This window comes from Nocardia sp. PE-7, assembly GCF_030486425.1.
Classification (GTDB): Bacteria; Actinomycetota; Actinomycetes; order Mycobacteriales; family Mycobacteriaceae; genus Nocardia; species Nocardia salmonicida_A.
This window is the reverse complement of sequence record NZ_CP129614.1, coordinates 4410030-4434172: the sequence shown is the minus strand read 5'-3', so window position 1 is coordinate 4434172 and position 24143 is coordinate 4410030. Positions and strand designations below refer to the sequence as shown.

Below are 24143 nucleotides of genomic sequence, written 5' to 3'. Positions count from 1 at the left end.
TGCGGTGAGCGGGTGAGATCGGCGCTGTATGTCCCCGGTAACCGACCGGAACTGTTCGACAAGGCGCTGGCCGGTCCCGCCGACATCGTGCTGCTCGACCTGGAAGACGCCGTCCCGCTGGGACAGAAGGCGACGGCGCGAGCCGAGGTCTCCGCGTGGCTGCGCACGGTCGCCGATGCCGGACAACGGATCTGGGTGCGGGTGAACTCCGGTTCGCTGTGCCGGGACGACTTGCGGGCGGTGGCGCTGCCCGCGGTATCCGCGGTATGCCTGGCGAAAACTGAATCAGCGGAACAGGTTCGGGCGGCGGACGAGGTATTGCGGGAGTACGAACCGCGCGCCGGTGCGATTCGGGTGTGCCCACTGTTGGAGAGCGCTGCCGCCGTGCTCGACGCCAAGACGATCGCCGCCGCCCCTCGGGTATGGCGGCTGCAACTCGGGGAGGCGGATCTGCGCGCCGAGCTGGGGATCGAAACCAGTTCCGACGAATGCGAACTGCTGGCCATCCGCACCCACGTGGTCCTCGCCAGCGCGGCGGCGGGGATCGCGCCGCCGCTGGGGCCCGTCGACACCGATTTCCGCGATCTGAACCGGCTGCGTGAGCGGACGAAAGCGTTGGCGCGGATGGGGTTTCGCGGGCGTGCCTGCATCCATCCGGCGCAGCTACCCGTGGTCAACGAGGTGTTCACCCCCGCCGCGGCCGACCTGGAGCGGGCCCGCGTACTCGTGGGCCGATTCGAATCCGCCGCCGGTGGCGTCCTGCTCGACGAGGGCGGCAAAATGGTCGACGCGGCCGTGATCCGGCAAGCGCGACGCCTATTGGAGGATTGACACGACATGCCGAATTATCTGGGAGTTCTCGCGTGATCGTTTCGGTCCTGTTCGGCCTGCTCGGCCTCGGCCACCTCGTCCTCGCGTGGATCGGTCTGTCCGGGATTCGTGCCGGTGACGGCCGGATGTTAATGCTCCCGACGGTGTTGTGTATGGCGCTGGCCTACGACAACGCCGTCATCGCCATGGGGAGCACAGTGGGGGCCGGGCGACTGCTCGAAACGTTGAGCTGGCCGCGCTTCGCCTTGCACGCGGTGCTCACACCGCTGCTGGTGCTGTGGGCCCGCGCCGCGGTCGACCACGCCGGCGTGCCCGCGGCGCGGCGGACTGGTGTGCGGGTCGGCGCGATGGTACTGACCGCGGCGCTGATCGCGATCGGGATCTGGCACGGCGTCCTCGGGCTCGTGCTGGAGCCGAAGTGGTGGGCCGGGACGCTGCGTTACGGGTACACCGGCGGCTCGGTTCTCGGCGCGTTGCCCGCGATCATCGCGGCGCTGGTCGTGCTCGCGGCCGGGCTCGTGCTCTGGCGTCGGCGCAGCTACCCGGTGCTGGCGGTCGCGGCGGCGACGATGACCCTGGTCGCGGGCGCGACGCCGGTGGTGCCGGTGCTCGGCAATGCGGGCGAGCTGGTACTCGCCGCGGGACTGGTGAGCACCGGTCTGTGGTTGCGCCGAGAATTCAGTGATCCCGCAGCAGCGAACCCGCTCCCTCGATCCGGTCGTTGATGCCGTTGTCGCGCAGTGCCATCCACCAGGTCGCGGCATTGATGGCGATCACCGGTTTACCCAGCCACCGTTCGGCCTCATCGGCCAGTCTCACCATGGACAGGTTCGTGCCGCACTGGACGAGCGCGTCGATATCGTCGCCGTCCACTGCGCGCAGGGCGTCGCGCAGCGTGTCCTCGGTGACATGGGCGATCGATACCGCCGTGGGGCAACGCAGCCCGGTGATCGCGGCGACGTCGAAGCCGAGCTCGCCGAAGAACCGGACCACGTTGTCGTCGCCGATCGGCTGATAGGGCGTGACGACGCCGATTCGCTTCGCGCCGTTGAGCGTCAGCGCTCTGCGGCATGCCTCGGCCCCGGTGGCGACCTCGAGTCCGGTCGCCTCGTGGATCTGCTGGATGAATTTGCGGTTGCCTTCGACGCCGCCCCAGAAGGTTTCGGCCGACATCCCCATCACCATGTAGTCCGGTTCGCAGGTCATGATCCGCGCACAGGTCTCGTCCATTTCGGCGCGGATCTGGTCGAGCAGATGGGACATGCCCGCGTCGTCGCTCATGTTCTGGTCGCGGATGTGGATGCGGCCGAAATGCGCGGTGACCCCTGGCACGCTCATGCGCCCGAAATCCGGTTCGACCACGGTATTCGTCGAGGGGGCGAGTACGCCGAACTTGCGACGCCAACCCAGTACGTCAGGCATTACTTATCTCCGGTTGCTACGGCTTTGTCGGAGGCCGCCAGCCGCCAGGCGGCGGCCAGGAACGCGGCTTGGGCCGCGGTGTTGCACAACTGCTCGATCCACTGCAACGTCACCGTCTGGTCCGGGCGGGAGGCGAGCGGACCGAGGACGTAGAAGCTCAGCAGCTGCACGCCGAACAGGCCCGCGGCCACGGTGTCGCCACGATCGCGGGCGATGCCGATCAAGTAGATGCCCGTGATGGTCGCGAACACCGTGGTGCTCACCAGCATCGGGATCGAATCGCGGGCCAGCAGGGCACCGAGACCACAGGCCACGATGAGCCCGACGACCAGGTACCGGAGCCAGCGCGGCGAGGTTCCCGTTTTGGTGCGGGCCGCGGCTGTACACAGCAGGGCGAATCCCAGCGTCAGCAACGGAAACAACATCTCGCTCAGCCACGGCAAGGCTGGCCCGTCGGCCGCGGCGATCAGTTTCGCACCGGCCTTGGCGAGTCCGCCCGCGCCGATGAACACCGCGGCCGCGACCGGTGCCGGTCCGCCGCCGAGCACTCGGCGCAGCAGCAGTACGCCCGCGGTGGTGAACAGCACCGGCGCGAAATCCTCGATCGCCAGCGAGATCGGGTAGTCGATGGCGTCCGTGCTCATCCGGCGAACAGATCGCGTCGTCGGAAGCCTGCGGTGGCGAAACGGCCGATCACCTTCGGTGTGGTGAGCCAGCGGACGTGGGCGCCGTTGCGTCGGTGAGTCAGGGCGCGCTCGGCCAGCCAGGGCGTCACGGTCTCGACGCGGTCGGCGAGGATGTTGAAGATCTTGCGCGCCTTGGCCAGTTCCTCGGGATCGGCGTAGCCGTGGGTCAGCAGGTCGGTGACCACCATGCCCGGGCTGAGCAGGCCGACGGACACCCCGGCGGGGACCTCTTTCGCCAAGGCCTTGGTCAGGTAGGTCAGCGCCCGTTTGCTGGCGCCGTAGACCGACAGTCCGGGCACCGTGCGACCGTCGCTGCCGAGGCCTTCCATATTCCAGACGTGTCCGCCGCCCGCCGCCGCCATCCCCGCGATCGCGACCGCGGAGCCGTTGATGGCGCCGAGCAGGTTGGTCGAGACCACCTTCGCGGCATCGGCGGCGGGCAGCTCCCACACGGGTGCGCGGGTGTGCGAGATGCCGGCGTTGTTGATCCAGACGTCGACGGCCCCGAAGCGCGCCACCGTCGCGTCCCAAAGTGCTTGCAGCTGCTCGCGGTCGGTGACATCGGCGGGCACCACCAGCAGTTCGGTCTCGGGCAGTTCCGCGCGCAGCGCGTCGATCCGCTCGGTATCGGTGCCGCACACCGCGACTCGATGGTCGCGTCGCAGCAGCGCGCGGGCGATGCCGAGTCCGATGCCGCGGGTGCCGCCGGTCACCACGATGGTGCTGCTCGTCGGCCCGCTCATGCGCGCACCAGCACCCCGTGCAGGACAGCGCTGAGGCTGTTGTGCTCGAACAGTTCGTAGACCACGGCGAGCTGGGTGCCCGCGCCCATGCCGGGTTCGGCGTCCATCATGAACTCCCGTCCGTGGAGTTTGGCGCCGTCGGGGAAGTGCAACACCGGGTAGTTGGCCCGGCCGTACGACGTCGCGTTGCCCCAGGCGCCGGGCCCCTCGTGGAACGAGCGGACGCCGTCACGGCGCACCGTCGCCTGGTATTCGCGGTCGATCGCGCCGCTCCAGGTGACGTGGTGCTCGGCGGTCAACAGGCTCGACGGCGTCACCTCGACGGTGATGCGTACGGTGCCGTGGCGTCGCTGGTCGGCGCCCCACAGCTCGCAGTCGCCGACATAGCGGCAAGCTTCTTTGGTCGGCAGCACGAAAGGGGTGGCTCCGCAGCGTGTTTCGTGCTCGACGAGCTCGTCGGCGAGCGCCGGATCGCGGGTGTAGACCCCGTTGAACACCCCGACCATGGCCGGTCCCTGGTACAGCACCGAGGAGTACACCTGGGTGTCACCGAGTGCCAGGTTCCAGGTGTTCAAGCTCACCTGCCAACCGGGGCCGTAGTAGTGCGCGTCGACGAAGCTGCCATACGGTCGACCGGCACCGTAGAAGTCGGGGCCGGTGTAGAGGCGATCGCTGTCGGAGTCGACGACGCCGAAGGCGAACGGCGCACCGAGCGCGAACCGGCCTGCGAGTTCGCCGCCGCCGGTGAGACCGCCGTCCATGAAGTAGGTCGTCGTTCCGTCGGCGAAGACCGAGGAGCGGCGGATGTCTTCGAATCCGCGCCAGACGCCGTCGGCGGCGAACAGCGACGGCCTGCCGACCCATTCGCCCGCGATGCGCTGCTGCCACTGGCTCGGCGCTTCGGCGGCGGTCATGCGAGCAGCTCCGCACGCACGCACGCGGTCTGATCGTCACCGAGCAGTCGGGCCACCTGCGCCCAGACCGGATCCACTTCCGGGCTGAACAGATTCGCCCTGTTCACGCGGTCGCGCACGGCCGTGTCGGCGTCCACTGCCGGAACTCCCTTGTCCACCAAAGAGAGCCAGTGCCGCAGATAGTCGTCGACGGTGGTGTCGAGCGCGCGGAAGGCGGTTTCGGTGGCTCGACAGACGACCATCCACGGCGACATCATCGCCCGCTGCCGCGGACCGACCGCCGCCGCCGACACACCCTCGAGTTGCCAGGCCGCCTCCAACAGTGGGGTCAGCGGCAGGAACGCGGCATCGAGATAGGTGAGGTTCACCGCCAGATCGGCACGCGGAACGAGATCGAGGTGCATGGCGTAATACTCCCCGCCGTGCACCGAGTCGAGCGTGAAATGCGGGACCGCCGAGTCGGGAGGGGTGAAGGCGAAGAGCATATGGCTGTCGAGGTGGATCGCGGGGACCACCAGATCGACGGTGACGAGCTTGTCGATCCGGTCGCCGTGCAATACCCGCAGTCTGCCGACCGGTTCCGGCGACATCGCGCTGACCAGCGCAATATCCTCGGCGACAGTGAGTTCGAGTGCGGTGCTCAGTGTCTGCAGGGTGCGTTCGCTGAGTGCGGCGGGCAGGCTCATCGCGGTGTTCCTCCGTTGCGGGCTTTGTGCACCCAGGCTTGGGCGAGTTCGGGGTTGTCGCGGCGGGCCGGTGAGGCGATCACGGTGGCGGTTCGGCGCGGTCCGTCGCCGGTGATGGTGTCATCCTCGCCCAGCCACCAGCCGTCCTTGATCAGCTGAGTGCGCCTGCGCCGGTAGGCGATTTGCAGCGCGTCGCTGCGGACATGCAATTCGTCGGCGAGATCGAACGGCAACAACTCCGGGCGCTGCCCCTCGACGATCGGTTTGTCCTGCAGCAGAATCGCTTTGATTCTTCTGCGGGTATCGGCGTCGGCCCATTTGCCGGTGAAGAAGTTCCGGTAGCCGAGGATCTTGATCAGGGTGCGGTCCTGCGACAGCGGGATATTGAAGTCGTAGAGCAGCAGATCGCCGATGGGCAGCCTGATGTGCAGTTTCACCACGTTGGGCAGGTACCAGCCGTTGGTGACCGTCACGAACTCGGGACGTGGCTTGTTACGGAACAGCAGCCCCCACAACCCGCCGGGCGGCGGCGGGCTGAGCTGGATATCGGCCTCCGCGGACCAATCATCTTGGCGAATGGCAAAACTCGGAATCTCGGGCTTGTCCGGATTGCCGAACCTGGTGCCGTGCACGAAGGGCGTGTGCGAGGCGTCGACGACGTTCTCGAAGGTCCGCTCGTAGTTCGCCTCGACCTCCATCTCGAACTGCACGACCCGGAAACTCGGATCCTCGTGCACCGGGATCTCCGGAATCGGCGGGCGTTGATCCTCGGGCAGATCGCCGAGGAAGGCCCACACCATGCCGTAGCGCTCCTGGGTGGGGTAGGCGTCGACGCGGGCCTTCTTCGGGATGATCCGATCCTCGGCATTGGCCGGGATCCGCACGCAGGCGCCTTCGGCGTTGTACTGCCAGCCGTGGTACGGACAGGCGATGCAGTCGTCGGTGACGGTCCCCATCGACAGGGCGCCACCGCGGTGCACGCACAGATCCGACAGGCACACCACCGACCCGGCTGTGGTGCGGTACAGCACGAAGTCCTGGCCGAGGCAGGTCACCTTCTTCGGCGTGCGGTCGACCTTGTCGGCGAATTCCAGTGCGTACCAGAAGTTCTTCAGCATTGTTCTCGCTCCGGTAGATGGGGCCGCAGCACGTCCGCGGCGACGAACTCGGCGAGCTCGGTTCGTGCTGTGCCCGAGTCGCACAGGTGGGCGCGCAGGAACGCGGAGGTCAGACGCGCGAACGGGGTCAGCGCATCCGCGTCGTCGCCGCCGTCGAGGAAGGCGCGGGCAGCGGTCGGATCGGCGTCGGCGATGCCGAAATGATTGGCCCCTTCGATGACGGCCAGCAGGTGCTCGCCCGGTGGCAGCGCCTCGTGGAAGGTGCGGGCCACCGGATCGGGGCGGGTCTCGCCGTCCTCGCCGTAGCGGTCGGCACTGCCCGCGATGACGCCGTCGTTGGTGCCGACGCCGAGCAGGACCGGACATTCGACTTGCGCGGGCAGCACGGTGCCCGCGGGCCAGCCCAGCATGGTCGCCACCATGGTGTGCGCGCCCCACGCGAACACCGCCGCGACGGCATCGAAGAAGCGTGCCGACTGCAAGACCACGGTGCCGCCCGCCGAGTGTCCGCCCAGCGCGATCCGGTTCAGGTTGAGTGCCCCGCGCAGCGGGCCCTGCGCGTTCAACTCGGCGAGGGCCTCGATGACCGCGCCGATGGTCGGGCAGGTCGGGCGGGTGCCGTAGGTCTCCGGGCGGGCGGCGGCCAGGTCGACGCCGCACGTCAGACCGCGCTGACCGCCGAACAATTCGGCCACCCGGTCGAAAGTCACGACGACGAAACCGCTGTCGGCGATCGCGGTGGCGAATCGGCGGTAGGAGTCCTGGCCGACATTGACACCGGACAGGAACACGACCACCGGGTACGGCACCGCCGCGGGATCGGGTGCGAAGACGCCGGTCAGGCGTTCGGCGTCGTCGCCCGTGGCGATCGCGGGGTAGTAGACCTTCAGATGAGCGGTATCGAACGGTGCGGTTCCCGCGGTGCGAGCCGACCACCAGAGTGAACGAACAAGTCTCACGCGGGCACCTCGTCGACGTGGTGTGGACGGATCGGGCGCGGACTCATCCGACGGGCCTGGGCAGTACTCGATCGCCGCCCCACAGGCCACGCACCAGCCGCTGGGTCAGATCCACGCCGAACATCCGCTCGCCCATGGCGTTCGCGGGATCGCGTTCGGCGATATTGCGACGGATCGCCAGGTCTCGCTCCGCCAACCGGGCCCGCTCACCGAGGGGCACCGGCGTCGCCGCGTCCACCCACCCGAGCCACTGCTCGACTCGCGCGGTGAGAATCTCGGCGACCGTCTCGCGATTGGCCTGATTCGGTGGGAAGGAATAGCAATACGCGGTGGGGGACAGGCTGGACCGGATGAAGCCGGTGCGGCTGGTGAACCAGGTGAAGTCGGGATGGTCTTCCTTGAAGGCCAACCACGGCGCGTCATTGTCGGCGTAGTAACGGTCGAAGTAATCGCCGTCGCCGACCAGGTCGCCGCGTGGTACCGCATCGACATAGAACCAACCCTGCGGCCACAGCAGCAGCGCCACGCCCAGATGCGGGACCTGGATCTGTGGTCCGAGCCACGCGGTGAGATGCAGATTGACGAAACCGGTGCGGGGGTCGCCGATCCAGGAATGCACCAGCCAGTCGATCTCCGGGCCGGTATAGGCGGCCAGGCTCCCCGATGGTCCGGTCGCCGCGTCGCCGTAGTTCTCCAGGGCCTCGGTCGAGGGATCTCTGGTCAGCTCGAAGCGCTCGGCGATCCGGGACTTCAGTCCGCTCAACAGCTCTCGCCATTCCTGGAACGTCTCGGTGACGTCGATTCGGGCGGTGGCGTCGACCATCTGCTCGACGTGCTGCACGGTTTCACTCATCGTTGCTCCGGTTCTGTCGTCACTGCGCGGGCTTCGTCATGGCGTCCAGCGGCCACCGGGGGCGTCCGTCCACCAGATCTGTGCCTTTGGATACGTGGCGGTTCATGGCTTGCGCCGGCCGCACGGTCGCCCGGACCTCGGCGGCGTCGGGCGGTGCGACGGTCACGATCGGGTGGCTGATCACACCGGTGAACGGGCCGCTCCACGCGGTCCACAGCGTGAAATCGGGGCTGAGCGCGTACACCGCGCCGCGTAGTCCGCCGTGTTCGTCGCTCCCGGCGGCCACCACATTGAGCCGGTTCTCCGCCGCGCGCTCGGCCAGACCGAGCGCCAATTCCCACGGTTCGGTCGGCGAGCAGGGCACTGCCACGATGTCGGCGTCCTGGAGCGCGGCCAGCCGGAAGGTCTCGGGGAAGAGCGCGTCGTCGCCGACCACGATGGCCAGTCGGCCCCATGGCACGTCGAAGACGGTCAATTCGGCGCCCGGGTCCGTCAGCCACGGGAGACGTTCGGTCGGATGCAATTGAGCTTGACGGCCGAGCACTCCGTCGGCGGTGACCAGCACACCGTGGTGCGCACCGCCGGCGCGCGCACTCAGCACCACGTGTGCCGTTGTGCCGGCCAGTGCGTCGACGATTTCCGGTATCGATATCGTCGCCAGCTCGGGGAGCACGATCAATTCGACTCCGTCGGCGGCGAGCCGGGCCAGTAGCCCTGGGTCGGCGACCGCGAGCGCGGTGCTCAGCGAATCGGCCCCGGCCGCCGCGCGTCGCCCGCGCGGTGCGGCGGTGAGGGGGGTGTAGAGCTCGGGCCTGCGCGCGGCGAGGATGTCGGTGCCGTCCGGTCGCCGTTTGTCATCGGCCAGTGACACGTCGATATCGGCGACGACGATCGCCTCACCGGTGGCAGGCGCTACCGCGACCGGGACGCCGTCGAGGCCGACGATCTGGCTTTCGCCGGCGCCGTGCAGCCGATCCTGCGGCACCCCGAGGCGGTCCGCGATCGAGGGCAGCTGGTCGGCGGGGAGCAGGGGGCCGACCTTGTTGGCGGCCACCACCCAGACCTTGTTCTCCGCGGCTCGTACCGGAATGTGCAGGCTCGCTTCGTCGACGGCGAAGGAGTTGAGGCTGTTGAGCAACAGCTGGGCCCCGCGCAGGGCCAGTGACCGGGTGACCTCGTTGATGACGCCCTCCATGCAGGCGTACATACCGATCCGGCCCAGGGGAGTCTCGAGCACCGGCGATTCGGTCAGGCCCGGATCGAGATAGTCGTTCTCGGCGCCCATCAGGATCTGCTTGTCGGATTCACCGAGCAGTTCGCCGTCGGGGCCGAACAGCAGGCTGGTGCCGGTGGTGCGGCCGTCGGCACGGGCCAGGGTGACGCCGATCTTCACGAACAGCCGATGCCGGCGCGCCCGCTGCGCGATCGCACCGCAGAAGGTGTCGCCGGGCGTGCAGGCCATTCGGCGCGCGTGCGCACGGTCCTCGTACCAAGATAGGTGGTTACAGAATTCGGGAAGAACCACCAGTTCGGCGCCCGCGGCGGCCGCGGCGTCGATCATGCGCAGGCAGGCGTCGAGGTTGACCGCGACGTCGGTTCCCGCGGCGAGTTGTGCGGCCGCGACTCGGGTCATGAACTCGGACCCTCTCACTCGTTTAGCGTTTCGTACAACGAAACGCCGTTTCCAACAGTGCCCTGATTCTGTACCCCTGTGAAGGATCTGTCCAGGGGTGGTTCGACATTTCACGCGTCCGTAATTCGTTGAAACCTCGCTTCTTCTGGCCTGTCTTGACAGTGGTCGGCGCCGCGGGTTCAATGTGGCAATCGTGAAACTGTGTTTCGCTCAGCGGAACATGAGTGGAGGTTGAGGATGACGAGACATCGCGCATCCGTGTCGGCCGCACTCTGCGCAGTCGCCGCCGGGCCGGTCGCCGGTGGGCAGCTGGTGCTGCTTGCCAAACCCCTGGGCGGTGTGGTCGGAGTGCCCGGCGCAGTGGTCGGCTACATCGTGCTCACCGGTGCGGTGCTGGGTCTGTTCGCCGCCTCGCTGTGTCTGTGGCGGGTGCGCTCTTCGGTCGAAATGGCCAGTGTGTGTGGTGTTCTCGCGGGCATCGCCGTGCTGGTGGCGGGTGCCGCGGATACCGTCGCGGTGTTCACCGTCGCGGTGCTGGTGGCCGGTACCGTCACCGGGCCGCTGCTGGTCTCCGGTCGCGCTCTCGCAGCCGATCTCGGACGCCGGAGTTTCGTCGTCATGCACGCGGCGGCGACAGCGGGGCTGGTCGTCGCCGCGTGGCTGGCCGGCCGGTACTACGAGAATCCCGGAGCCGGTGTGATCGCCGCGGGGGCGCTGACCGTTGTTCTCGGCGCGAGCGCTGGACTGTTGCGAGCACGCGCCGAAGCGCCGGTTTCGCGTCGCCCGGACACAATCGGCGCGGTGCCCCGAGCCGCGCTGTCGGGTTATGGCGCCGTCGGGCTCGCGGTCGGGGGTACCGTGCTGCCCGCGCTGCATCTGCTGTTGTTCCGCTGGAACGAATTCGGCGCCGAGCAGCTCACCTGGCTGGTATTCGCAGCCGTGCCCGCGGTATTCGTCGTCGCCCTGCCGGGGCGTCGACCGGCCGCTGTGGCCGTGCTGTTGATCCTGGCGGCGGGCGGACCGGTGCTCGTGGCGACCGCATCGGGGCCGGTGTTGCTGACGGTCGGGCTGGCCGTGACCCTGACGGCGGCGGTCCGCGCGATGACGGCCCTCGACGAGCAGGTGTGCCTGCCCGCTCCCCATGCCGATCGGGCTGCCGCTACCGCCGTTGTCACGGCGATCGCGGGTCTTGCCGGTCTGGGAGTCGTCGATCTGCTCGGTCGGGTCATCGGTACCGGATCGGCGCTGACCGTGCTGGCCGCATGCGTACTCGTCGCGGCCTGGCTCTGCGGCAGGCACGACCACCCCGCGTCACCTCCGCAGGGCGTGCTCAGCTCACACAACGAAGGAGGCGCGCCGTGAACGGTTTCGCCACGATGACCCGAGCGGCCGCGGCCGCACTGCTCGGCGGATGTCTGATCGGCTTTCCGGCAGCGGCCTTCGCGCAGGAGCCCGCGGCGATACAGGTCAGCGCGAGCGCCGACCTGACAGATGGACAGCGAATCACCGTCAGCGGCAGCGGCTTTCGAGCCGGTCTGGCGGCGGTCGCGGTGGGCATGTGTAAACAGGGCTTCACCAATGGGCTGAAGGACTGTGATCTCGACGGCGGCGCGACCTTCGTCAATATCGGCGGGGACGGCACCTTCGGCCCGCTGACCTTGACCGCGCACCACACATTCCACGCCATCGACTGCACCCGGCAGCAGTGCGTGATCGCGGCCGCACCGCTGCCGGGCACCGAACCACCCGCGGTGATCGCAGCCAATTCGGCTGCGGTATCGGTGGCTTTCGCGGGTTCCGGCCCGCCGACGCCGCCGGCTCCTGCCCCGGCTGCCGCGCCGCGGTCGGACTCCGATACCGAAGGCCCATCCACTGTGCTGTGGGCGGTGACCGCGGGCTTGCTGGTGATCGTCGCCGGTAGTGCCCTCGCCGATCGGCGGCGATTATGAAATCCATCAGGAGGAAGATATGAAACGCATCGGTACCCCGCTCGGTATTCTCGGGGCCGTCGCGGTCGCCGCGATCTGGAGTGCGACCCCGGCGACGGCCGCACCTACGTTGCAGGTGAGTCAGTCCACCGGACTGGCAGCCGGGCAGACCGTCACCGTGACGCTGGACGGACTGCCCGCGAATATGCCCGCGGTGGCGGTCGGGCAGTGCAAACCGCAGATCACCGGTCCCGCGGACTGTCATCTCGCCGGCTCGATACTCGGCGCCGCCGACGGGCAGGGGCGGTGGCAACCCAACCCCGGCAAAGAGGCGATCACCCTGGTAACCACCGTCGGTACCACCGATTGCGCCGCGTCGCCCGGTGCCTGCACGATCAGCGTCACCAGCCTGACGAACGCGACCGAGATCCTCGCCTCGGTGCCGTTGACCTTCGGCCCCGCCGCCGGAACGCCGGTGACCACGACCGAAACGGCCGAGGCCGAGTCCGAAGACGCCGACAGCAATACCGCGCTGACGGTCGGTATCGCCGCAGGCGTGGTGGTGATCGCCGCGGTCGCCGTAGCCCTCGTAGTACGCAGGCGCGGCCGAAACAACTGACTCCCCGGACGGCACGGAGGCTTGTCGCCGCCGTGCCGTCCGGCCGATCCGCGAACGGAGGACCCCGATGGCGACCAGCGACCAGGTGCTGACCCATATCGTGCTGATGAAGTTCCAGCATCGAGCCGATGCGCACCAGGCGAGTGTTCTGCTGTCCGCCCTCGACGGCACTGTCCCGCACATCCGTTCGCTCACCGTCGTCCTCGACGAACTCGATACGCCGGTCTCCTATGACCTGTGCCTGACCACCACGCACACCTCGGAAGCGGAATTGGCTGCCTACCAACAGCATCCGGCACACCACGAGGTCGCCCGATGGCTTGTGCCCCGGCTGGCCGGTCGAGCCGTCGTGGACTATCGGAGGTAACCCGCGCTCCGACAGCCCGACGACCGTCCCTCCGGGATGTTGCGCTACGGGCGCTCCGTGGTCGGATAAGCCCTCGCGGGCAGTCCGGTGCCGCCGGCGCGGAAGGCGCCCGGAGCGTGCGTGACGGTCGTCTGGACGTACTCGCGCAGGCCCTCTTCGGCGTACTCGCGGCCGAAGCCGCTGTTCTTGATACCGCCGAACGGGGCCCGCAGGGACATGCCGGTGCGGTTGTGGGTGTTGATGAAGGTGAAGCCTGCCTCGATGCGAGCGGCGAACGCGCAGGCGCGGTCTTCGTCGGCCGACCATACCGAGGCGGCCAGGCCGAGGTCGGAATCGTTTGCCCTGGCCAAGACTTCGGCTTCGTCACGATAAGTGAGGAGCGGGACGGCCGGGCCGAACTGCTCGCGGCGGACCAGGTCGGCATCGTCGGGGATCCCGAGTGCGAGGATCGGGTCGAGGAAATAGCCCTCCGAGGTCGGCGCGGTGGCGAGCGTGACGATGTCGGCGCCCCGATTCCTGGCGTCGGTGACGAGTCCGCGTACGCGTTCGGCGGCCGCCGTGGTGGCTACCGGACCCATGGTGACCTCGTCGTCGAGCGGATCACCGACGGTCAGGATGCGTTGTGCGGCAGCGAGATAGGACTCGACGAACTCGGCCACCCGAGTCTGCGGCACATACAGGCGTTTGGCGGCCATGCACACCTGGCCCGCCGTGGCGAAGGAGGCGAGGACCAAGCGTTCGAAATCCGCTGGGGACAGGGCGAAGTCGTCCAGGAACACGGCCGGGTCGTTGCCGCCGAGCTCGAGCGTCACCGGCTTGATCGCGCGTCCGGCGGCGGCGGCGATCGCGCGCCCGGCGTCCTCGCCGCCGGTGAAGGCGACCTTGCGCACCAGCGGGTGCGCGATCAGCGCGTGCACGGTGTCCGGGCCGCCATGGATCACGGTGGTGGCGGGCAGTAGTTCGGCCGCGGCGGTGACGGTGAGCGGCGCCAGTGGCGACGGTTTGAGCACGACCGCATTGCCCGCGGCGAGTGCGGGACCCAGCTTGAGCATCGAGAGAATGATCGGCGCGTTCCACGGCGTGATGGCGGCGACGACTCCGAAAGGTCTCGCGGACGAGGTGATTCGGCCGTGCGCGTCATCGGTTGTGCGCGTCTGTAAGACCTCGGCCGCATGGTCGCGCACCCAGCGCAGATAGTCGGCGGCGAAGCCGATTTCACCCCGGCAATCGGTGACGGGCTTACCGGTCTCGCGCGCCAGCAGGATCGCCAGGTCGGCGCCGCGGTCGTCGAGTGCGTCCGCGGCGGTGCCGAGCGCGGCGAAGCGGGTCTCGGGCGGACATCGCGACCACTCGCGAAACGTGGCATGGGCCGCGCGTACCACGGCCTCGACCGCGTCCGGTGCGGTCGAGGTCACGGTGCCGACGATCTCGCGCGGGCGGGCCGGATTCTCGCGATCGATTCTCACGGCCGGATCTCCAGCGAGTCGAGCAGGCAGGCCCGCCGTAGATGGGCGCGCGCGGCGATCGGATCGGCGGCCAGTTCGCGCAGGTGCTCGCGGTAGCCGGCGTCGCGGTCGCGCATCCGGTTCCAGTTGTTGTGACTGATGCGCTGAACATGGTCGACGGCAACGTTTCGACGATACGTCGCCACCTCGTCGAGCTGGGCTTCCGGGCCGCCTTCGAGGACATCGGACAGCGCGGACGCCAGCTGGACCGCATCGTGGATTCCGCTGTTCATGCCCATCCCGCCGAGGGGGTTGTTGACATGGGCCGCGTCGCCCATCAGCAGGACCTTGCCGTATCGGAACCGGTCGGTGACCCGCTGATGCACCCGGTACAGGGAGGCGTGGGCCAGTCGCCACGGTCTGCCGAGGTCGGCGACCGCCGCCAGTCGCTCCGGCAGCCGCCGCAATTCGTCCTCGTCCTCGGTGTCGACCGGCGTCGGTAACAGCACTCGCCAGTGTCGTGGGGTGCGCAGCAGCACCAGCCACTCGTCCGGGTCGAAGACATAGTTGATCGGCGCGATACCCGGGAGCGCGTCGGCCAGGTCCTCGTCGACCGAGGCGACCAGGAACCGTTCCGGGTAGGTGCTGCCACCGAATTCGACGCCGAGGCCGCGTCGGACAGCGGAATGCGCACCGTCGGCGCCGATCACCCAATCCGTGCGCACCGGCCCCTTCTCTGTCCGCAGCACCACCGAATCGGCGGTGCTGAGCAACCCGTTCACCGGGTGGCCGAACCGGACATCGGCGTCGGCGCCGAGGGCATCGAGCAGGAGGGGCGTGAGTGTGCTCTGTTCGCACTGCACGCGGAACGGAAAGGGGGTGTCCTCGGCCAGCACGTCGAGATCCAGGGTGGCGATCTCGCCGCCGCCGCGTTCCCGGTACTGGAAGGTCGAGGCGATGATGCCCTTGCGTAACAACGCGTCGACGACGCCGAGGTCGCGCAGCATCTCGAGGGTCGGCGGATGAAAAGTGGAGGCCCGCGACTCGGTGGCCAGTTCGTCGCCCTGCTCGAGCACGGTGACCGGGAAACCCCGGCGGGCGAGCGTGAGTGCGGCGGTGAGCCCGACCGGCCCGGCGCCGACGACGACAACGGTGGGCTTGCTCATGAGGTGTGCAGGGCGAAGCGACCTTCGACGCCGACGACGCGAGCACCGGTGAAGAAGCGCAGCGTCTCCGCCGTGCCCTCTTCGCCGAGCCCGGACAGACCCCACGCGGGACGCGGCGTCATCAGGTGCAGGCTCATGATGGACGAGCCGTTCACCTTCACCTCACCGGCGCGGATCTGTCGAGCGATGTCGAGCGCGCGTTGTTCGTCCGTACCGCAGACGTAGCCCTCCAGGCCGTAGGGCACGGCATTGGCCAGCGCTACCGCCTCCTCGACCCGGTGATAGGTGAGAACGCCGGCCACCGGTCCGAAGACCTCCTCCGGCAGATCACCGTCGAGCAGTGCGGGGGCGAGGAAGTTTCCGGCGTCCGGCACCGCGCCGAAGGTGCGGATCTCGCGGTCGACGAACGATCGGCGCACGGTCTCAACATGTTTCGAATGCAGGAGCGGTCCGAACTCGGTCGACGGATCCAGGGGATCACCGACCCGGAGTTCGGCGAGGTGTCGACCGATCGCGTCGACCATTTCCGCGGCCCGGTCGGCGGGCAGGATCAATCTGCCCAGCGCCCGGCACCATTGGCCGTTCAGGGTGGTCAGCAGTTCGGCGGCCATCCGCGCGGCGGTGGGGAGATCGGCGTCGGGCAGTACCACGAGTGGATTGTTGCCGCCGAGCTCGAGCTGGCACGGGCGAAACATCCCGGCGGACGCGGTGGCGACTGAACGCCCGCCGCCGAGACCGCCGGTGAACGAGACCGCCTTGATCTCGGGTGCGGCGACGAGTTGTGCGCCCACCTCCGCACCGCCCTGCACCAGCTGGAACATGCCGGCGGGCACATGTTCGGCGATCGCCTCCGCCAGCGCCATCGAGCTGTAGGGCGCCAGTTCGCTGACCTTGAGGATCACCGGGCAACCGGCGGCTAGGGCGTTGGCCACTTTATGAGCGGCCATGGGCGCCGGCGCGTTCCACGGCACCAAGCACAGGGCAGGGCCCAGTGGCAGCCGATGCACCTCGACCCCGTCCCGATCCTGGCGCAGTGCTCCCGTGCGCAACTGGTCGGCCGCGAGCCGAAACGATCCCGAGACGATCACACCGAGCAGCGAGGTCTGGGCGATCGGGACGCCGGTCGCGCGCGTATCCAGCTCCGCGATCCAGGGCAGCCGCTTGTCCAGATCGGTGGCGATCGCGTCGAGCATGTCCGGGGTGATCCGTCCCGCCGCCGCGTCGGCGACCGCGACGGCCCGTGCGACGCGCTCGGTCGCCGTCGCGACCGCCCTGGCGACGGGTTGCCCGGTGGCCGGATTTTCCAGCGCGACAGCGAGATCCACCGCCGGGGTGCCCCATTCCCCATCGACGAGGTCGGCGATGTCGGGCAGTTCGGCTGTCATCGGTCCGCTTTCGTCGGTGCGGTGGCGAACAATTCGTTCGCCTTGGCGTCGGTCACGATGCGGGCGACCTCGAGCATGCCGCGCTCGGCCGGGAAGGTCATCACCAATCCCATGGCCAGATCGCGCAGGGCACGCCCGGCCACCCCGCTCATCCCCGCCGCCGAGGTGCCGCCCGCCTTGAACGCGCCGAGCGCGACCTGGAAGCAGGCTTCGGTCACCGCGCCCTTGCCGAGACGCCACTGGGTGAACACCTCCGACTTCGGTTTGAACGGCGGCTCCGCGGTTTCCACGGTCAGCTGATAGCGCAACCAGAGGTAGGCGGTCTGCAGGTGCCGTGTCATCTCACCGATGAGGACCTGATGCACCGGGGAGGAGGCGATCGGTTCGCCGGTATCGGCGAAGGTCTTCGTGGTCGTCACCGCGAGCATCTCGTCGTAGACATTCTGCGCGCAGCCGGTGTAGGCCGCCGCGATGGCGAGCTGGTTGCCGACGAAACTGCCTCTGCTCATGGTGAGCATCTTCGCGAACGCGCCGGGCACCGCCAAGGCTTCGTCGTCGGGGACGAAGACCTCGTCGAGTCGAATGCCGTTGTTGGCGGTGGCCCGCATACCGAGCCCGTCCCAGGGCGCTCGCACGCTCACCCCCGGTGCGTCGCGGGGCACGAAGAAGGTCGCCAGCCCCTCGGCGGTGTCGTACCCCTCGAGCTTGGCCGAGGTCAGGTAGTAGTCGGCCACGCCGGTCGCGCAGCCGAATGACTTCTCGCCCTGCAGGATCCAGCCGCCCTCGACCTTGCGGGCGGTGGTGGCGATGGTGATGTTGGCGGCGGCGGTCTTGATCGCCTCGGAGGCGAAATTCGCCAGCCACCGACCTTCGGCCATGCGGGTGAGGACCTTCTCGGCGAACGCCCGCACGACGGGGATCTCGTCGTCGGCGAACAGTCCGGCGTCGATGGCCTCCAGCGGCAGCAGCCCACGGGAGGCGCTCGTGTTGTGGAAGAAGAACGCCAGCGCCGTGGAAGGGCAGGCGGTGCCCATCGCGAAGGTGGCCGCGGCCAGATCGCGCAGGGTGCCGCCGAGTCCGCCGTACTTCTCCGGTACCACCAGCCCGAGCAGTCCGGCCGAGCGCAACAGTTCGACGTGGCCTGGTGGGAAAGTGCCGAGACGGTCGGCTTCCTCGGCGGCCGCGCGCAGGGCGGGCAGCACATCGTCGACCCGTTGTGCGCGTGCGCGTTCGGCGTCGGTCATGTCCTCGACGAGTCGTGCACCGATCATCGGATGATCCCCTCGTGGTAGTTGCGGTCGTGATAGATGAGTGGCGCGGCGGACCGTGGCGTCGCGGCGTCCTGCACGGACCCGACGACGATGGTGTGATCGCCCGCGGTATGGCAGTCGGCGAGTGCGCAGTCGAGCCACGCGACGGCGTCGGTCAATACCGCCGCGCCGGTGCGCGCGGTGTCCCAATGCCCGGTGCCGAAGCGATCCGCTGGTGCGGAGCCGGCGATGGACGCGAAACGTCTGCCGATGGCCTCGTGATCGTGCCCGAGGACGTTGACCGCGAAAACACCGCTCTCGCGGATCATTCGGCAGGTCGTGCTCGTGGAAGCGAGACAGATCGAGATGAGCGGCGGGTCGAGGGACACGCTGGTGAACGAACTGGCCGTCATACCGTGTCGGGCGCCATCGGCCCCTGCGGTGGTGACGACCACGACGCCGCTGGCCCACTGGGCCAGGACCGCGCGGAGAATGCTCGGCTCCACCTGGACATCCGTTTCGATAGTGGAAACATTGTTCCACTCACGGTAACGCTCGAGACCGACTCGGCGCAAGCGTGATCACGATGGGGATGGTGTTTCCCATCGGGAAATCGACCGCTTAGACTATCGCTGTGCCCGAAATCGAATCCGACAACCAGAGCCGGTCGATCGCCGCGGTCGAGCGCGCCATGGATGTGCTGTTGCTGTTCGGTCGTAGCGGCCGACCCGACCTCGGCGTCACCGAGATCGCCACCGAACTCGGCATCACCAAGGCCGCGGTGCACCGGATTCTCACCGCGCTGCGCAACCGCGACCTCATCACGCTCGAACCGGCCACGCGGCGTTACGCACTCGGGCATGCCGCCATCGCGCTCGGCCGGGCGTATCTGGCGCGCACCGATCTTCGGGTGATGGCCGCGCCGGAGCTGCGCAGGCTGGCATCGGTGACCGGCGAGACCGCCACCCTGTCGATTCGCCGCGGCGACACCAGGTTGTACGTGGATCAGGTGGTGCCGGATCAGGAATTGCGGATGGAGGTCGTGCTCGGTGTGCCGTACCCGCTGTACGCGGGCAGCTCCTCCAAGGTGATCCTGGCGTTCCTGCGCAAGGAGGAGATCGACGAATATCTGAGCAGGCACGAGTTGACCGCGTTCACCGACGCGACGATCACCACGGCCCGCAAGTTGCGCACGGAACTGAACGCCACGAAGAAGCGTGGTCATGCGATCTCGATGGGGGAGCGTCAGGTCGGGGCGGCTTCCATCGCCGCGCCGATCCTCGACCACGACGGCGGGGTCGTGGCCGCGATCAGTGTGTGCGGTCCGCTCTCGCGCTTCCAGCCGCGCATGGCCGACTGTGTTCCGATGCTGCTGAAGGCGGCCGGGGCGATATCGGCCCAGTTGGGCTACACGGTGTAGCCACGTCTCACAGCTGGGCACCGGGCTTGAGTACGCCGAGCGCCGCCGCCGCGAGCACACTGCCCCAGATCAGCCACACATAGGGCAGGCAACCGTCGACGCTGCGCCGCAAGGTGCGCTCGACGGCCTCGCTCGAGCCCTCGCTCATCAGGATGCCGAAGGCTGCGCCGAAGGGCCGCAAGGTCATTCGGATGCCGAGCCCCGCGGCGATCGCCAGGGTGTACAGCAGAATTTTCGCGCCGAGCCAGCGTGGGTCGGTCGTCACGCCGAACGGCTCGCTCGCCAGCAGGGTGTAGCCGCCTGCTCCGGTCATGGCCGCGATCACCGCGATCCGGATGGTGAGGTCGGCGCGACGGATCGAGGCGACCTTCCCGTGCGTGCGGTGTGCCTGCACCGCCAGCGCCAACCAGCCCGTGGCGAAGATCCACACCAGCACGACCGACCACCAGGGAAACAGGGCGATGCCGAACAGGCTCGCGCCGTGCGGTTCCAGTGCCATCAGCGTGAATCCGCTGGGCAGGAACAGGACCAGGCAGATCTTCGGCGCCAGATCCAAGCCGCTCATGATCGTCAGCGCCGTGGCGCGGGCGGGTGGGCTGAGCGCCGGATCGATCACTGACCGGCTGGAATAGAACACGCCGAGATCGCCGCCGAGCCAGAACACGAACAGCGTCAGGTGCAGCACGATCCACCAACCGTGCGGATGTTGGCCCATGGGAATCCTTGTCCTCGACTTTCGGGAAACAGCGTTTCCAAGTACCGTCTCGCCTTAGTTTCATACCGAAACGCTGTTTCTGCAACCGAAACGGGGGGCTCCATGCGCGCCTTCTTCCTGACCGTCTTCTGTCTGCTCTCGGTGGCTGTGACGACACCGGCACCCGCCTCCGCCGAGATCTCCGTCGCACACTTCGAGACCCGTGTCGCCGGTGACGCGACCACGGTCTGGTATCCGCTGGGCGCCGATCGCGCACTACCGGTGGCAGCGGTGCTGCCCGGTGCCGACGTGAAGCGCGAGTACTACGGTCGGTTCGCCACCGCGCTCGCCGAATACGGCTTCGTGGTGGTGATTCCCGAGCACTACCCGCTGCCGTTCGTCGGCCGCAGCCTGGCCGAGGAATACTCGCTCACCGATATCGTGGCGTGGGCGCACGCTCAGCCGGGGGACCCGTCCTCACCGGTGCGAACCGTCATCGACCCGCGAATCCTGGTGGCCGCCGGGCATTCCTTCGGTGGCGCGACGGCCCTCTACGCCGCCGCGAACCGATGCCAGCCGCCGTTCTGCTTCGGGTTGTCGTATCAGCACCCGCGCGAGCTGCGCGCGATCGTCGGCCACGGCACCAACACCACGATCGGCGCAAGCGTGGATCCGGTGCGGGTGAACGACATTCCGACGATGCTGATCAACGGCACGCTCGACGGTGTCTCCGAACCTGCCGAGGCCTACGACACCTTCACCCGATTGACCGGCGCACCGACCGCGGCCTTCGTCGGCCTTGTCGGGGCGAACCATTTCGGGCTCGCCGATCAGAACAATCCACCCGGCGCCGTGCCCGACCTGCACGAGGCGACCATGCCTCGTGATCAATCGGTGTACGCCGCCGCGCGGTGGACCGCACTGTGGTTCCGTGCCCAGCTCGGTGATGCCGAGGCGCGCGGGAGCATCGATCGCGCCGCCGCGGGATCCGACCCTGCGGTGACCATCGAGTTGCGCTGAAACACGTTGCAGCACTGATAGTTCCGTCGCCGAGTAAGGCGGCGGAACCGTCAGCCGCGTGGCCGATCCGAGGGCTCCGGTTCAGCGCAGGACCGCGAGGGCTTCCTCGAGACCGAGGACGTCGGCGTACTTGATGTCGAGGTCGGTGAGGTTGGCCTCGTGCAGTGCGGTGTCACGATCGCCGCAGGCGTCGGCGACGACCAGTGGTCGGAAACCGTGCTGCATCGCATCGGTCGCGGAAGCGCGCACGCAACCGCTGGTGGTGAGACCGACGATGACGAGGGTGTCGACGCGCTGGGCGGCCAGCGTCGCCGCCAGCGGAGTCGCGTGGAAAGCGCTCGGGTACTGCTTGGTGATGACCACGTCACCGGGGGCCGGTGCCGGGTCGTCGAGAAAGTCGCCGAGCGGATTGCCCTGCTCGAAGACCCGGAGTACGGGTACCTTGCGACGGAACAGCCCGCCGTCGGGACCATTCGGCTCGAAGCGAACCCGGGTGAAGATCACCGGCAGCCCGGACTCTCGTGCCTGCGCGACCACGGCGGCGGCAGCGCGCACCGCGTCCTCCACCGGCGCGTGCAGCGGTGAGCCGTCGGTGACGTAGGCAGCGCAGATGTCGACCACCAGCACAGCGGGGGAGTTGCCCGCGCCGAGGCGCGCGCTGTAGCCGGAGCGCCGGTATTCGCCCGCACGATCGGTCATGGCGGCCTCCTTCTCAGATGACGCCGTCGGCGGCGAGTCGGCCGATGGCCTTCTCGTCGAGACCGAGCAGGCCGCCGTACACGTCCTGATTGTGTTCGCCGAGCTCCGGGCCGGGATGGCGCACCGATCCCGGGGTCTCGCTCAGTTTCGGGAAGACGTTCTGCATCGGCAGCTCGCCGAACTCCGGATGCGCGAGTCGCACGATCGCCTCGCGCGCGGCGAAGTGCGGGTCGGTGAACATGTCTCGCGCGGTGAAGATCCGGCCCGCCGGTACGCCCGCCGCGTGCAACTGCGCGAGCAGCTCCTCGGTCTCGAAGGTCGCGGTCCACGCGGCGATCAGGTCGTCCAATTCGGTCATCCGGGCGCCGCGCGCGTTGTGTGTCGAATACCGTTCGTCGGTCGCGAGTTCGGAGCGGCCCATGGCCTTGACGAGGCGGGCGAAGACGGTGTCCTGGTTCGCGGCGACCAGGATCATCTCGCCGCCGAGGGTGGGATAGATATTGCTGGGTGCGACATTCGGCAGCACCGACCCGGTGCGCTCGCGCTGATACCCGGTGACCGCGAATTCGGGGAGCAGTGACTCCATCAGCGCGAGCACCGCCTCGTAGATGGCCGAGTCCACCATCTGGCCGCGCCCGGTGTTCGCGCGGTGGTGCACCGCCGCGAGGGTGCCGATGGTGGCGAAGACCGCGGCGAGCGAGTCGCCGAGCGAGATCCCGGCTCGGGCCGGGGCATGGTCGGGATCGCCTGTCACATAGCGAATTCCGCCCATGGCCTCCCCGATGGAGCCGTATCCGGCGCGCGGCGAGTACGGCCCGGACTGGCCGTATCCGGTGACCCGCACCATGATCAGCCCGGGATTGTGCTCGCGTAGCCGGTCGAATCCGAGGCCCCAGCGTTCCATGGTGCCGGGCCGGAAGTTCTCGATCACGATGTCGGCCCGCTCGATCAGCTGCCGTGCCAGTTGCTGCCCGGCGGGATCGCGAAGGTCGCAGGTCACCGACTTCTTGTTCCTGGCCACCACCGGCCACCACAGCGACTTGCCCGCCGACTGCTCCCGGCCCCACTGCCGCATCGGATCGCCGGTGCCGGGGGATTCGAGCTTGATCACCTCGGCGCCGAGATCGCCGAGCAGCTGGCCGGCGAACGGTCCGGCGATCAGCTGACCCATCTCCACTACCCGCAGGTCGGCCAGCGGACCCGTCGGTGTTGTCGCCTCGACTGCCATGTGGTCGTCTCCATTCCGTGGTGCCTGCGTCGATGTCGCGGTGGACATATTGCGAACCGCCAGATTGGATACAATGTATCCCGTAGCGGAACAGACCGGCAAGACGGCGCGGCTGACCCGCGCCGGGAGCGTTGTGTCGAGAGTGAGCTGGAGGATCTGTGAACGTCACATTGGTCGAGGTCGCGCCGAGGGACGGCCTGCAGAACGAGCCGGTCGTCGTCGCGGTCGAGGACAAGATTCGGCTGGTCGAACGCAGCGTCGACGCGGGACTGCGCCGGATCGAGGCGGTCAGCTTCGTCCACCCGAAGCGGGTGCCGCAGATGGCGGACGCGGAGGCCGTCATGGCGGGAGTGCCGCGGATCGACGGCGTGTCCTACGCCGGGCTGATAGTCAACGACCGCGGCTTGGATCGCGCACTGGCGGCGGGCGTCGACGAGATCAATGTGGTGGTCGTCGCCACGGATTCCTTCAGCCTGCGCAACCAGGGCTGCTCGACCGAGCAGGGGATCGAGCGCTGGGTGACGTTGGCGGCCAGGGCGAAAGAGGCGGGGGTGCGCCGCACGGTGACGATCGCCGCGGCGTTCGGCTGTCCCTTCGAGGGAAACGTCGCCGAATCGGCGGTGCTGGAACTCGTGCGCCGAGTCGCCGAGGCGCAACCCGAGGAGATCGCCCTCGCCGACACGATCGGCGTCGGCGTCCCGGATCAGGTCAGCGCGCTGGCCGCCGGCGCGGCGCGGCTCGCCCCGGACGCGGACCTGCGGTTTCATTTCCACAACACCCGAAACACCGGCTACGCCAACGCCGTTGCGGCACTGAACGCCGGTGTCCGCATCCTCGATACCAGCACCGGTGGCATCGGCGGTTGCCCCTTCGCACCCGCCGCGACGGGCAATATCGCCACCGAGGATCTGCTGTACACACTGGACCGGATGGGCATCGAGACCGGCGTCCAGCTCGAGCGGGTCATCGAAACCGGTTCGTGGCTGGGCGAATTGCTCGGGCAGCCGGTGCCCGCGCTCCTCGGCCGGGCCGGCGTGTTCCCGGAACCGGTCCGAACCGCACCGGTCGACGAGTAGC

Annotated in this window: 26 protein-coding genes; 9 read left to right on the top strand and 17 right to left on the bottom strand. The window is 68.5% G+C overall.

Annotation, left to right across the window (positions count from 1 at the left end):
* The first annotated feature begins 12 nt into the window (after nucleotides 1–12).
* Complete coding sequence (locus QX204_RS21030; protein WP_301901704.1) at nucleotides 13–831, top strand: HpcH/HpaI aldolase/citrate lyase family protein; 819 nt, start codon at nucleotides 13–15, stop codon at nucleotides 829–831.
* 32 nt (nucleotides 832–863) lie between these two features.
* Nucleotides 864–1556, top strand: coding sequence for a hypothetical protein (locus QX204_RS21025; RefSeq protein ID WP_301901702.1), 693 nt, complete (start codon nucleotides 864–866; stop codon nucleotides 1554–1556).
* Here QX204_RS21025 and QX204_RS21020 read toward each other — a convergent pair.
* From QX204_RS21020 to QX204_RS20980, 9 genes are read right to left on the bottom strand one after another with little or no spacing between them, the layout of a single operon-like run.
* Complete coding sequence (locus QX204_RS21020; protein ID WP_301901700.1) at nucleotides 1510–2253, bottom strand: maleate cis-trans isomerase family protein; 744 nt, start codon at nucleotides 2251–2253, stop codon at nucleotides 1510–1512. The two genes, QX204_RS21025 and QX204_RS21020, sit on opposite strands and share 47 nt — an antisense overlap.
* Complete coding sequence (locus QX204_RS21015) at nucleotides 2253–2897, bottom strand: hypothetical protein (RefSeq protein WP_301901699.1); 645 nt, start codon at nucleotides 2895–2897, stop codon at nucleotides 2253–2255. Before QX204_RS21015 ends, QX204_RS21020 begins: the two co-directional genes overlap by 1 nt.
* Entirely contained in the window at nucleotides 2894–3682 is a 789-nt protein-coding gene (locus QX204_RS21010) for an SDR family NAD(P)-dependent oxidoreductase (protein WP_301901698.1), read from the bottom strand. The genes QX204_RS21015 and QX204_RS21010 overlap by 4 nt, the downstream gene beginning before the upstream one ends.
* Nucleotides 3679–4596: a hypothetical protein gene (locus tag QX204_RS21005; RefSeq protein WP_301901696.1), complete on the bottom strand. Its 918-nt coding sequence runs from the start codon at nucleotides 4594–4596 to the stop codon at nucleotides 3679–3681. Before QX204_RS21005 ends, QX204_RS21010 begins: the two co-directional genes overlap by 4 nt.
* Complete coding sequence (locus QX204_RS21000; RefSeq protein WP_301901695.1) at nucleotides 4593–5282, bottom strand: hypothetical protein; 690 nt, start codon at nucleotides 5280–5282, stop codon at nucleotides 4593–4595. The genes QX204_RS21005 and QX204_RS21000 overlap by 4 nt, the downstream gene beginning before the upstream one ends.
* Nucleotides 5279–6400, bottom strand: coding sequence for an aromatic ring-hydroxylating dioxygenase subunit alpha (locus tag QX204_RS20995; RefSeq protein WP_301901693.1), 1122 nt, complete (start codon nucleotides 6398–6400; stop codon nucleotides 5279–5281). Before QX204_RS20995 ends, QX204_RS21000 begins: the two co-directional genes overlap by 4 nt.
* Nucleotides 6394–7359, bottom strand: a complete 966-nt coding sequence (locus QX204_RS20990; protein ID WP_301901692.1) for an alpha/beta hydrolase family protein — start codon at nucleotides 7357–7359, stop codon at nucleotides 6394–6396. Before QX204_RS20990 ends, QX204_RS20995 begins: the two co-directional genes overlap by 7 nt.
* 43 nt (nucleotides 7360–7402) lie before the next feature.
* On the bottom strand, nucleotides 7403–8212 hold the full coding sequence (locus QX204_RS20985; RefSeq protein WP_301901691.1) for an oxidoreductase: 810 nt from the start codon (nucleotides 8210–8212) through the stop codon (nucleotides 7403–7405).
* Nucleotides 8213–8231: 19 nt separating this feature from the next.
* Nucleotides 8232–9845: a carbon-nitrogen hydrolase family protein gene (locus QX204_RS20980; protein ID WP_301901690.1), complete on the bottom strand. Its 1614-nt coding sequence runs from the start codon at nucleotides 9843–9845 to the stop codon at nucleotides 8232–8234.
* A 237-nt stretch (nucleotides 9846–10082) separates the two neighbouring features.
* On the opposite strand from QX204_RS20980, the gene QX204_RS20975 reads away from it, so the two are divergent.
* The 4 genes from QX204_RS20975 (at nucleotide 10083) to QX204_RS20960 (ending at nucleotide 12759) form a co-directional block, all read left to right on the top strand.
* A complete protein-coding gene (locus QX204_RS20975; protein WP_301901687.1) occupies nucleotides 10083–11207 on the top strand; it encodes a hypothetical protein in 1125 nt (374 codons plus the stop codon).
* Nucleotides 11204–11794 carry a neocarzinostatin apoprotein domain-containing protein gene (locus tag QX204_RS20970; RefSeq protein ID WP_301901686.1) on the top strand — a complete coding sequence of 197 codons (591 nt, stop codon included), beginning with the start codon at nucleotides 11204–11206 and terminating at the stop codon, nucleotides 11792–11794. The genes QX204_RS20975 and QX204_RS20970 overlap by 4 nt, the downstream gene beginning before the upstream one ends.
* A 19-nt stretch (nucleotides 11795–11813) precedes the next feature.
* Entirely contained in the window at nucleotides 11814–12392 is a 579-nt protein-coding gene (locus QX204_RS20965; RefSeq protein ID WP_301901684.1) for a neocarzinostatin apoprotein domain-containing protein, read from the top strand.
* Nucleotides 12393–12459: 67 nt separating this feature from the next.
* Nucleotides 12460–12759 carry a Dabb family protein gene (locus QX204_RS20960; protein WP_301901683.1) on the top strand — a complete coding sequence of 100 codons (300 nt, stop codon included), beginning with the start codon at nucleotides 12460–12462 and terminating at the stop codon, nucleotides 12757–12759.
* Between the two features lie 44 nt (nucleotides 12760–12803).
* Here the strand turns inward: QX204_RS20960 and QX204_RS20955 are convergent, their stop codons facing one another.
* From QX204_RS20955 to QX204_RS20935, 5 genes are read right to left on the bottom strand one after another with little or no spacing between them, the layout of a single operon-like run.
* Nucleotides 12804–14225: an aldehyde dehydrogenase family protein gene (locus QX204_RS20955; protein ID WP_301901682.1), complete on the bottom strand. Its 1422-nt coding sequence runs from the start codon at nucleotides 14223–14225 to the stop codon at nucleotides 12804–12806.
* Nucleotides 14222–15370 (bottom strand): FAD-dependent oxidoreductase, encoded by a 1149-nt coding sequence (locus tag QX204_RS20950; protein ID WP_301901680.1) that lies wholly within the window; start codon nucleotides 15368–15370, stop codon nucleotides 14222–14224. The genes QX204_RS20955 and QX204_RS20950 overlap by 4 nt, the downstream gene beginning before the upstream one ends.
* Nucleotides 15367–16755, bottom strand: a complete 1389-nt coding sequence (locus tag QX204_RS20945) for an aldehyde dehydrogenase family protein (protein WP_301901678.1) — start codon at nucleotides 16753–16755, stop codon at nucleotides 15367–15369. Before QX204_RS20945 ends, QX204_RS20950 begins: the two co-directional genes overlap by 4 nt.
* On the bottom strand, nucleotides 16752–18026 hold the full coding sequence (locus QX204_RS20940) for an acyl-CoA dehydrogenase family protein (protein WP_301901676.1): 1275 nt from the start codon (nucleotides 18024–18026) through the stop codon (nucleotides 16752–16754). Before QX204_RS20940 ends, QX204_RS20945 begins: the two co-directional genes overlap by 4 nt.
* Entirely contained in the window at nucleotides 18023–18511 is a 489-nt protein-coding gene (locus QX204_RS20935) for a flavin reductase family protein (RefSeq protein ID WP_301901674.1), read from the bottom strand. Before QX204_RS20935 ends, QX204_RS20940 begins: the two co-directional genes overlap by 4 nt.
* A gap of 128 nt (nucleotides 18512–18639) precedes the next feature.
* Here QX204_RS20935 and QX204_RS20930 point away from each other — a divergent pair, with 128 nt between their 5' ends.
* On the top strand, nucleotides 18640–19425 hold the full coding sequence (locus QX204_RS20930) for an IclR family transcriptional regulator (RefSeq protein ID WP_301901672.1): 786 nt from the start codon (nucleotides 18640–18642) through the stop codon (nucleotides 19423–19425).
* A gap of 7 nt (nucleotides 19426–19432) precedes the next feature.
* Here QX204_RS20930 and QX204_RS20925 read toward each other — a convergent pair whose 3' ends face one another.
* A complete protein-coding gene (locus QX204_RS20925; protein ID WP_301901671.1) occupies nucleotides 19433–20140 on the bottom strand; it encodes a hypothetical protein in 708 nt (235 codons plus the stop codon).
* Between the two features lie 102 nt (nucleotides 20141–20242).
* Here QX204_RS20925 and QX204_RS20920 point away from each other — a divergent pair, with 102 nt between their 5' ends.
* The gene (locus tag QX204_RS20920; RefSeq protein ID WP_301901668.1) at nucleotides 20243–21139 is read left to right on the top strand and encodes a poly(ethylene terephthalate) hydrolase family protein; all 897 of its coding nucleotides are present in this window, start codon (nucleotides 20243–20245) and stop codon (nucleotides 21137–21139) included.
* 81 nt (nucleotides 21140–21220) lie between these two features.
* Here the strand turns inward: QX204_RS20920 and QX204_RS20915 are convergent, their stop codons facing one another.
* A complete protein-coding gene (locus tag QX204_RS20915) occupies nucleotides 21221–21838 on the bottom strand; it encodes an isochorismatase family protein (protein WP_301901667.1) in 618 nt (205 codons plus the stop codon).
* A 13-nt stretch (nucleotides 21839–21851) separates the two neighbouring features.
* Nucleotides 21852–23066, bottom strand: coding sequence for a CaiB/BaiF CoA transferase family protein (locus tag QX204_RS20910; protein ID WP_301901665.1), 1215 nt, complete (start codon nucleotides 23064–23066; stop codon nucleotides 21852–21854).
* A 158-nt stretch (nucleotides 23067–23224) separates the two neighbouring features.
* Here QX204_RS20910 and QX204_RS20905 point away from each other — a divergent pair, with 158 nt between their 5' ends.
* Complete coding sequence (locus QX204_RS20905) at nucleotides 23225–24142, top strand: hydroxymethylglutaryl-CoA lyase (RefSeq protein ID WP_301901664.1); 918 nt, start codon at nucleotides 23225–23227, stop codon at nucleotides 24140–24142.
* The last annotated feature ends 1 nt before the right edge of the window (nucleotide 24143 follow it).

Excerpts from the sequence above, each read along its gene's own strand:
- QX204_RS21020 (WP_301901700.1), bottom strand. The coding sequence starts at position 2,253 with ATGCCTGACGTACTGGGTTGGCGTCGCAAGTTCGGCGTACTCGCCCCC.
- QX204_RS21015 (WP_301901699.1), bottom strand. The coding sequence starts at position 2,897 with ATGAGCACGGACGCCATCGACTACCCGATCTCGCTGGCGATCGAGGAT.
- QX204_RS21010 (WP_301901698.1), bottom strand. The coding sequence starts at position 3,682 with ATGAGCGGGCCGACGAGCAGCACCATCGTGGTGACCGGCGGCACCCGC.
- QX204_RS21005 (WP_301901696.1), bottom strand. The coding sequence starts at position 4,596 with ATGACCGCCGCCGAAGCGCCGAGCCAGTGGCAGCAGCGCATCGCGGGC.
- QX204_RS21000 (WP_301901695.1), bottom strand. The coding sequence starts at position 5,282 with ATGAGCCTGCCCGCCGCACTCAGCGAACGCACCCTGCAGACACTGAGC.
- QX204_RS20995 (WP_301901693.1), bottom strand. The coding sequence starts at position 6,400 with ATGCTGAAGAACTTCTGGTACGCACTGGAATTCGCCGACAAGGTCGAC.
- QX204_RS20985 (WP_301901691.1), bottom strand. The coding sequence starts at position 8,212 with ATGAGTGAAACCGTGCAGCACGTCGAGCAGATGGTCGACGCCACCGCC.
- QX204_RS20980 (WP_301901690.1), bottom strand. The coding sequence starts at position 9,845 with ATGACCCGAGTCGCGGCCGCACAACTCGCCGCGGGAACCGACGTCGCG.
- QX204_RS20975 (WP_301901687.1), top strand. The coding sequence starts at position 10,083 with ATGACGAGACATCGCGCATCCGTGTCGGCCGCACTCTGCGCAGTCGCC.
- QX204_RS20965 (WP_301901684.1), top strand. The coding sequence starts at position 11,814 with ATGAAACGCATCGGTACCCCGCTCGGTATTCTCGGGGCCGTCGCGGTC.
- QX204_RS20960 (WP_301901683.1), top strand. The coding sequence starts at position 12,460 with ATGGCGACCAGCGACCAGGTGCTGACCCATATCGTGCTGATGAAGTTC.
- QX204_RS20950 (WP_301901680.1), bottom strand. The coding sequence starts at position 15,370 with ATGAGCAAGCCCACCGTTGTCGTCGTCGGCGCCGGGCCGGTCGGGCTC.
- QX204_RS20945 (WP_301901678.1), bottom strand. The coding sequence starts at position 16,755 with ATGACAGCCGAACTGCCCGACATCGCCGACCTCGTCGATGGGGAATGG.
- QX204_RS20940 (WP_301901676.1), bottom strand. The coding sequence starts at position 18,026 with ATGATCGGTGCACGACTCGTCGAGGACATGACCGACGCCGAACGCGCA.
- QX204_RS20925 (WP_301901671.1), bottom strand. The coding sequence starts at position 20,140 with ATGGGCCAACATCCGCACGGTTGGTGGATCGTGCTGCACCTGACGCTG.
- QX204_RS20920 (WP_301901668.1), top strand. The coding sequence starts at position 20,243 with ATGCGCGCCTTCTTCCTGACCGTCTTCTGTCTGCTCTCGGTGGCTGTG.
- QX204_RS20915 (WP_301901667.1), bottom strand. The coding sequence starts at position 21,838 with ATGACCGATCGTGCGGGCGAATACCGGCGCTCCGGCTACAGCGCGCGC.
- QX204_RS20910 (WP_301901665.1), bottom strand. The coding sequence starts at position 23,066 with ATGGCAGTCGAGGCGACAACACCGACGGGTCCGCTGGCCGACCTGCGG.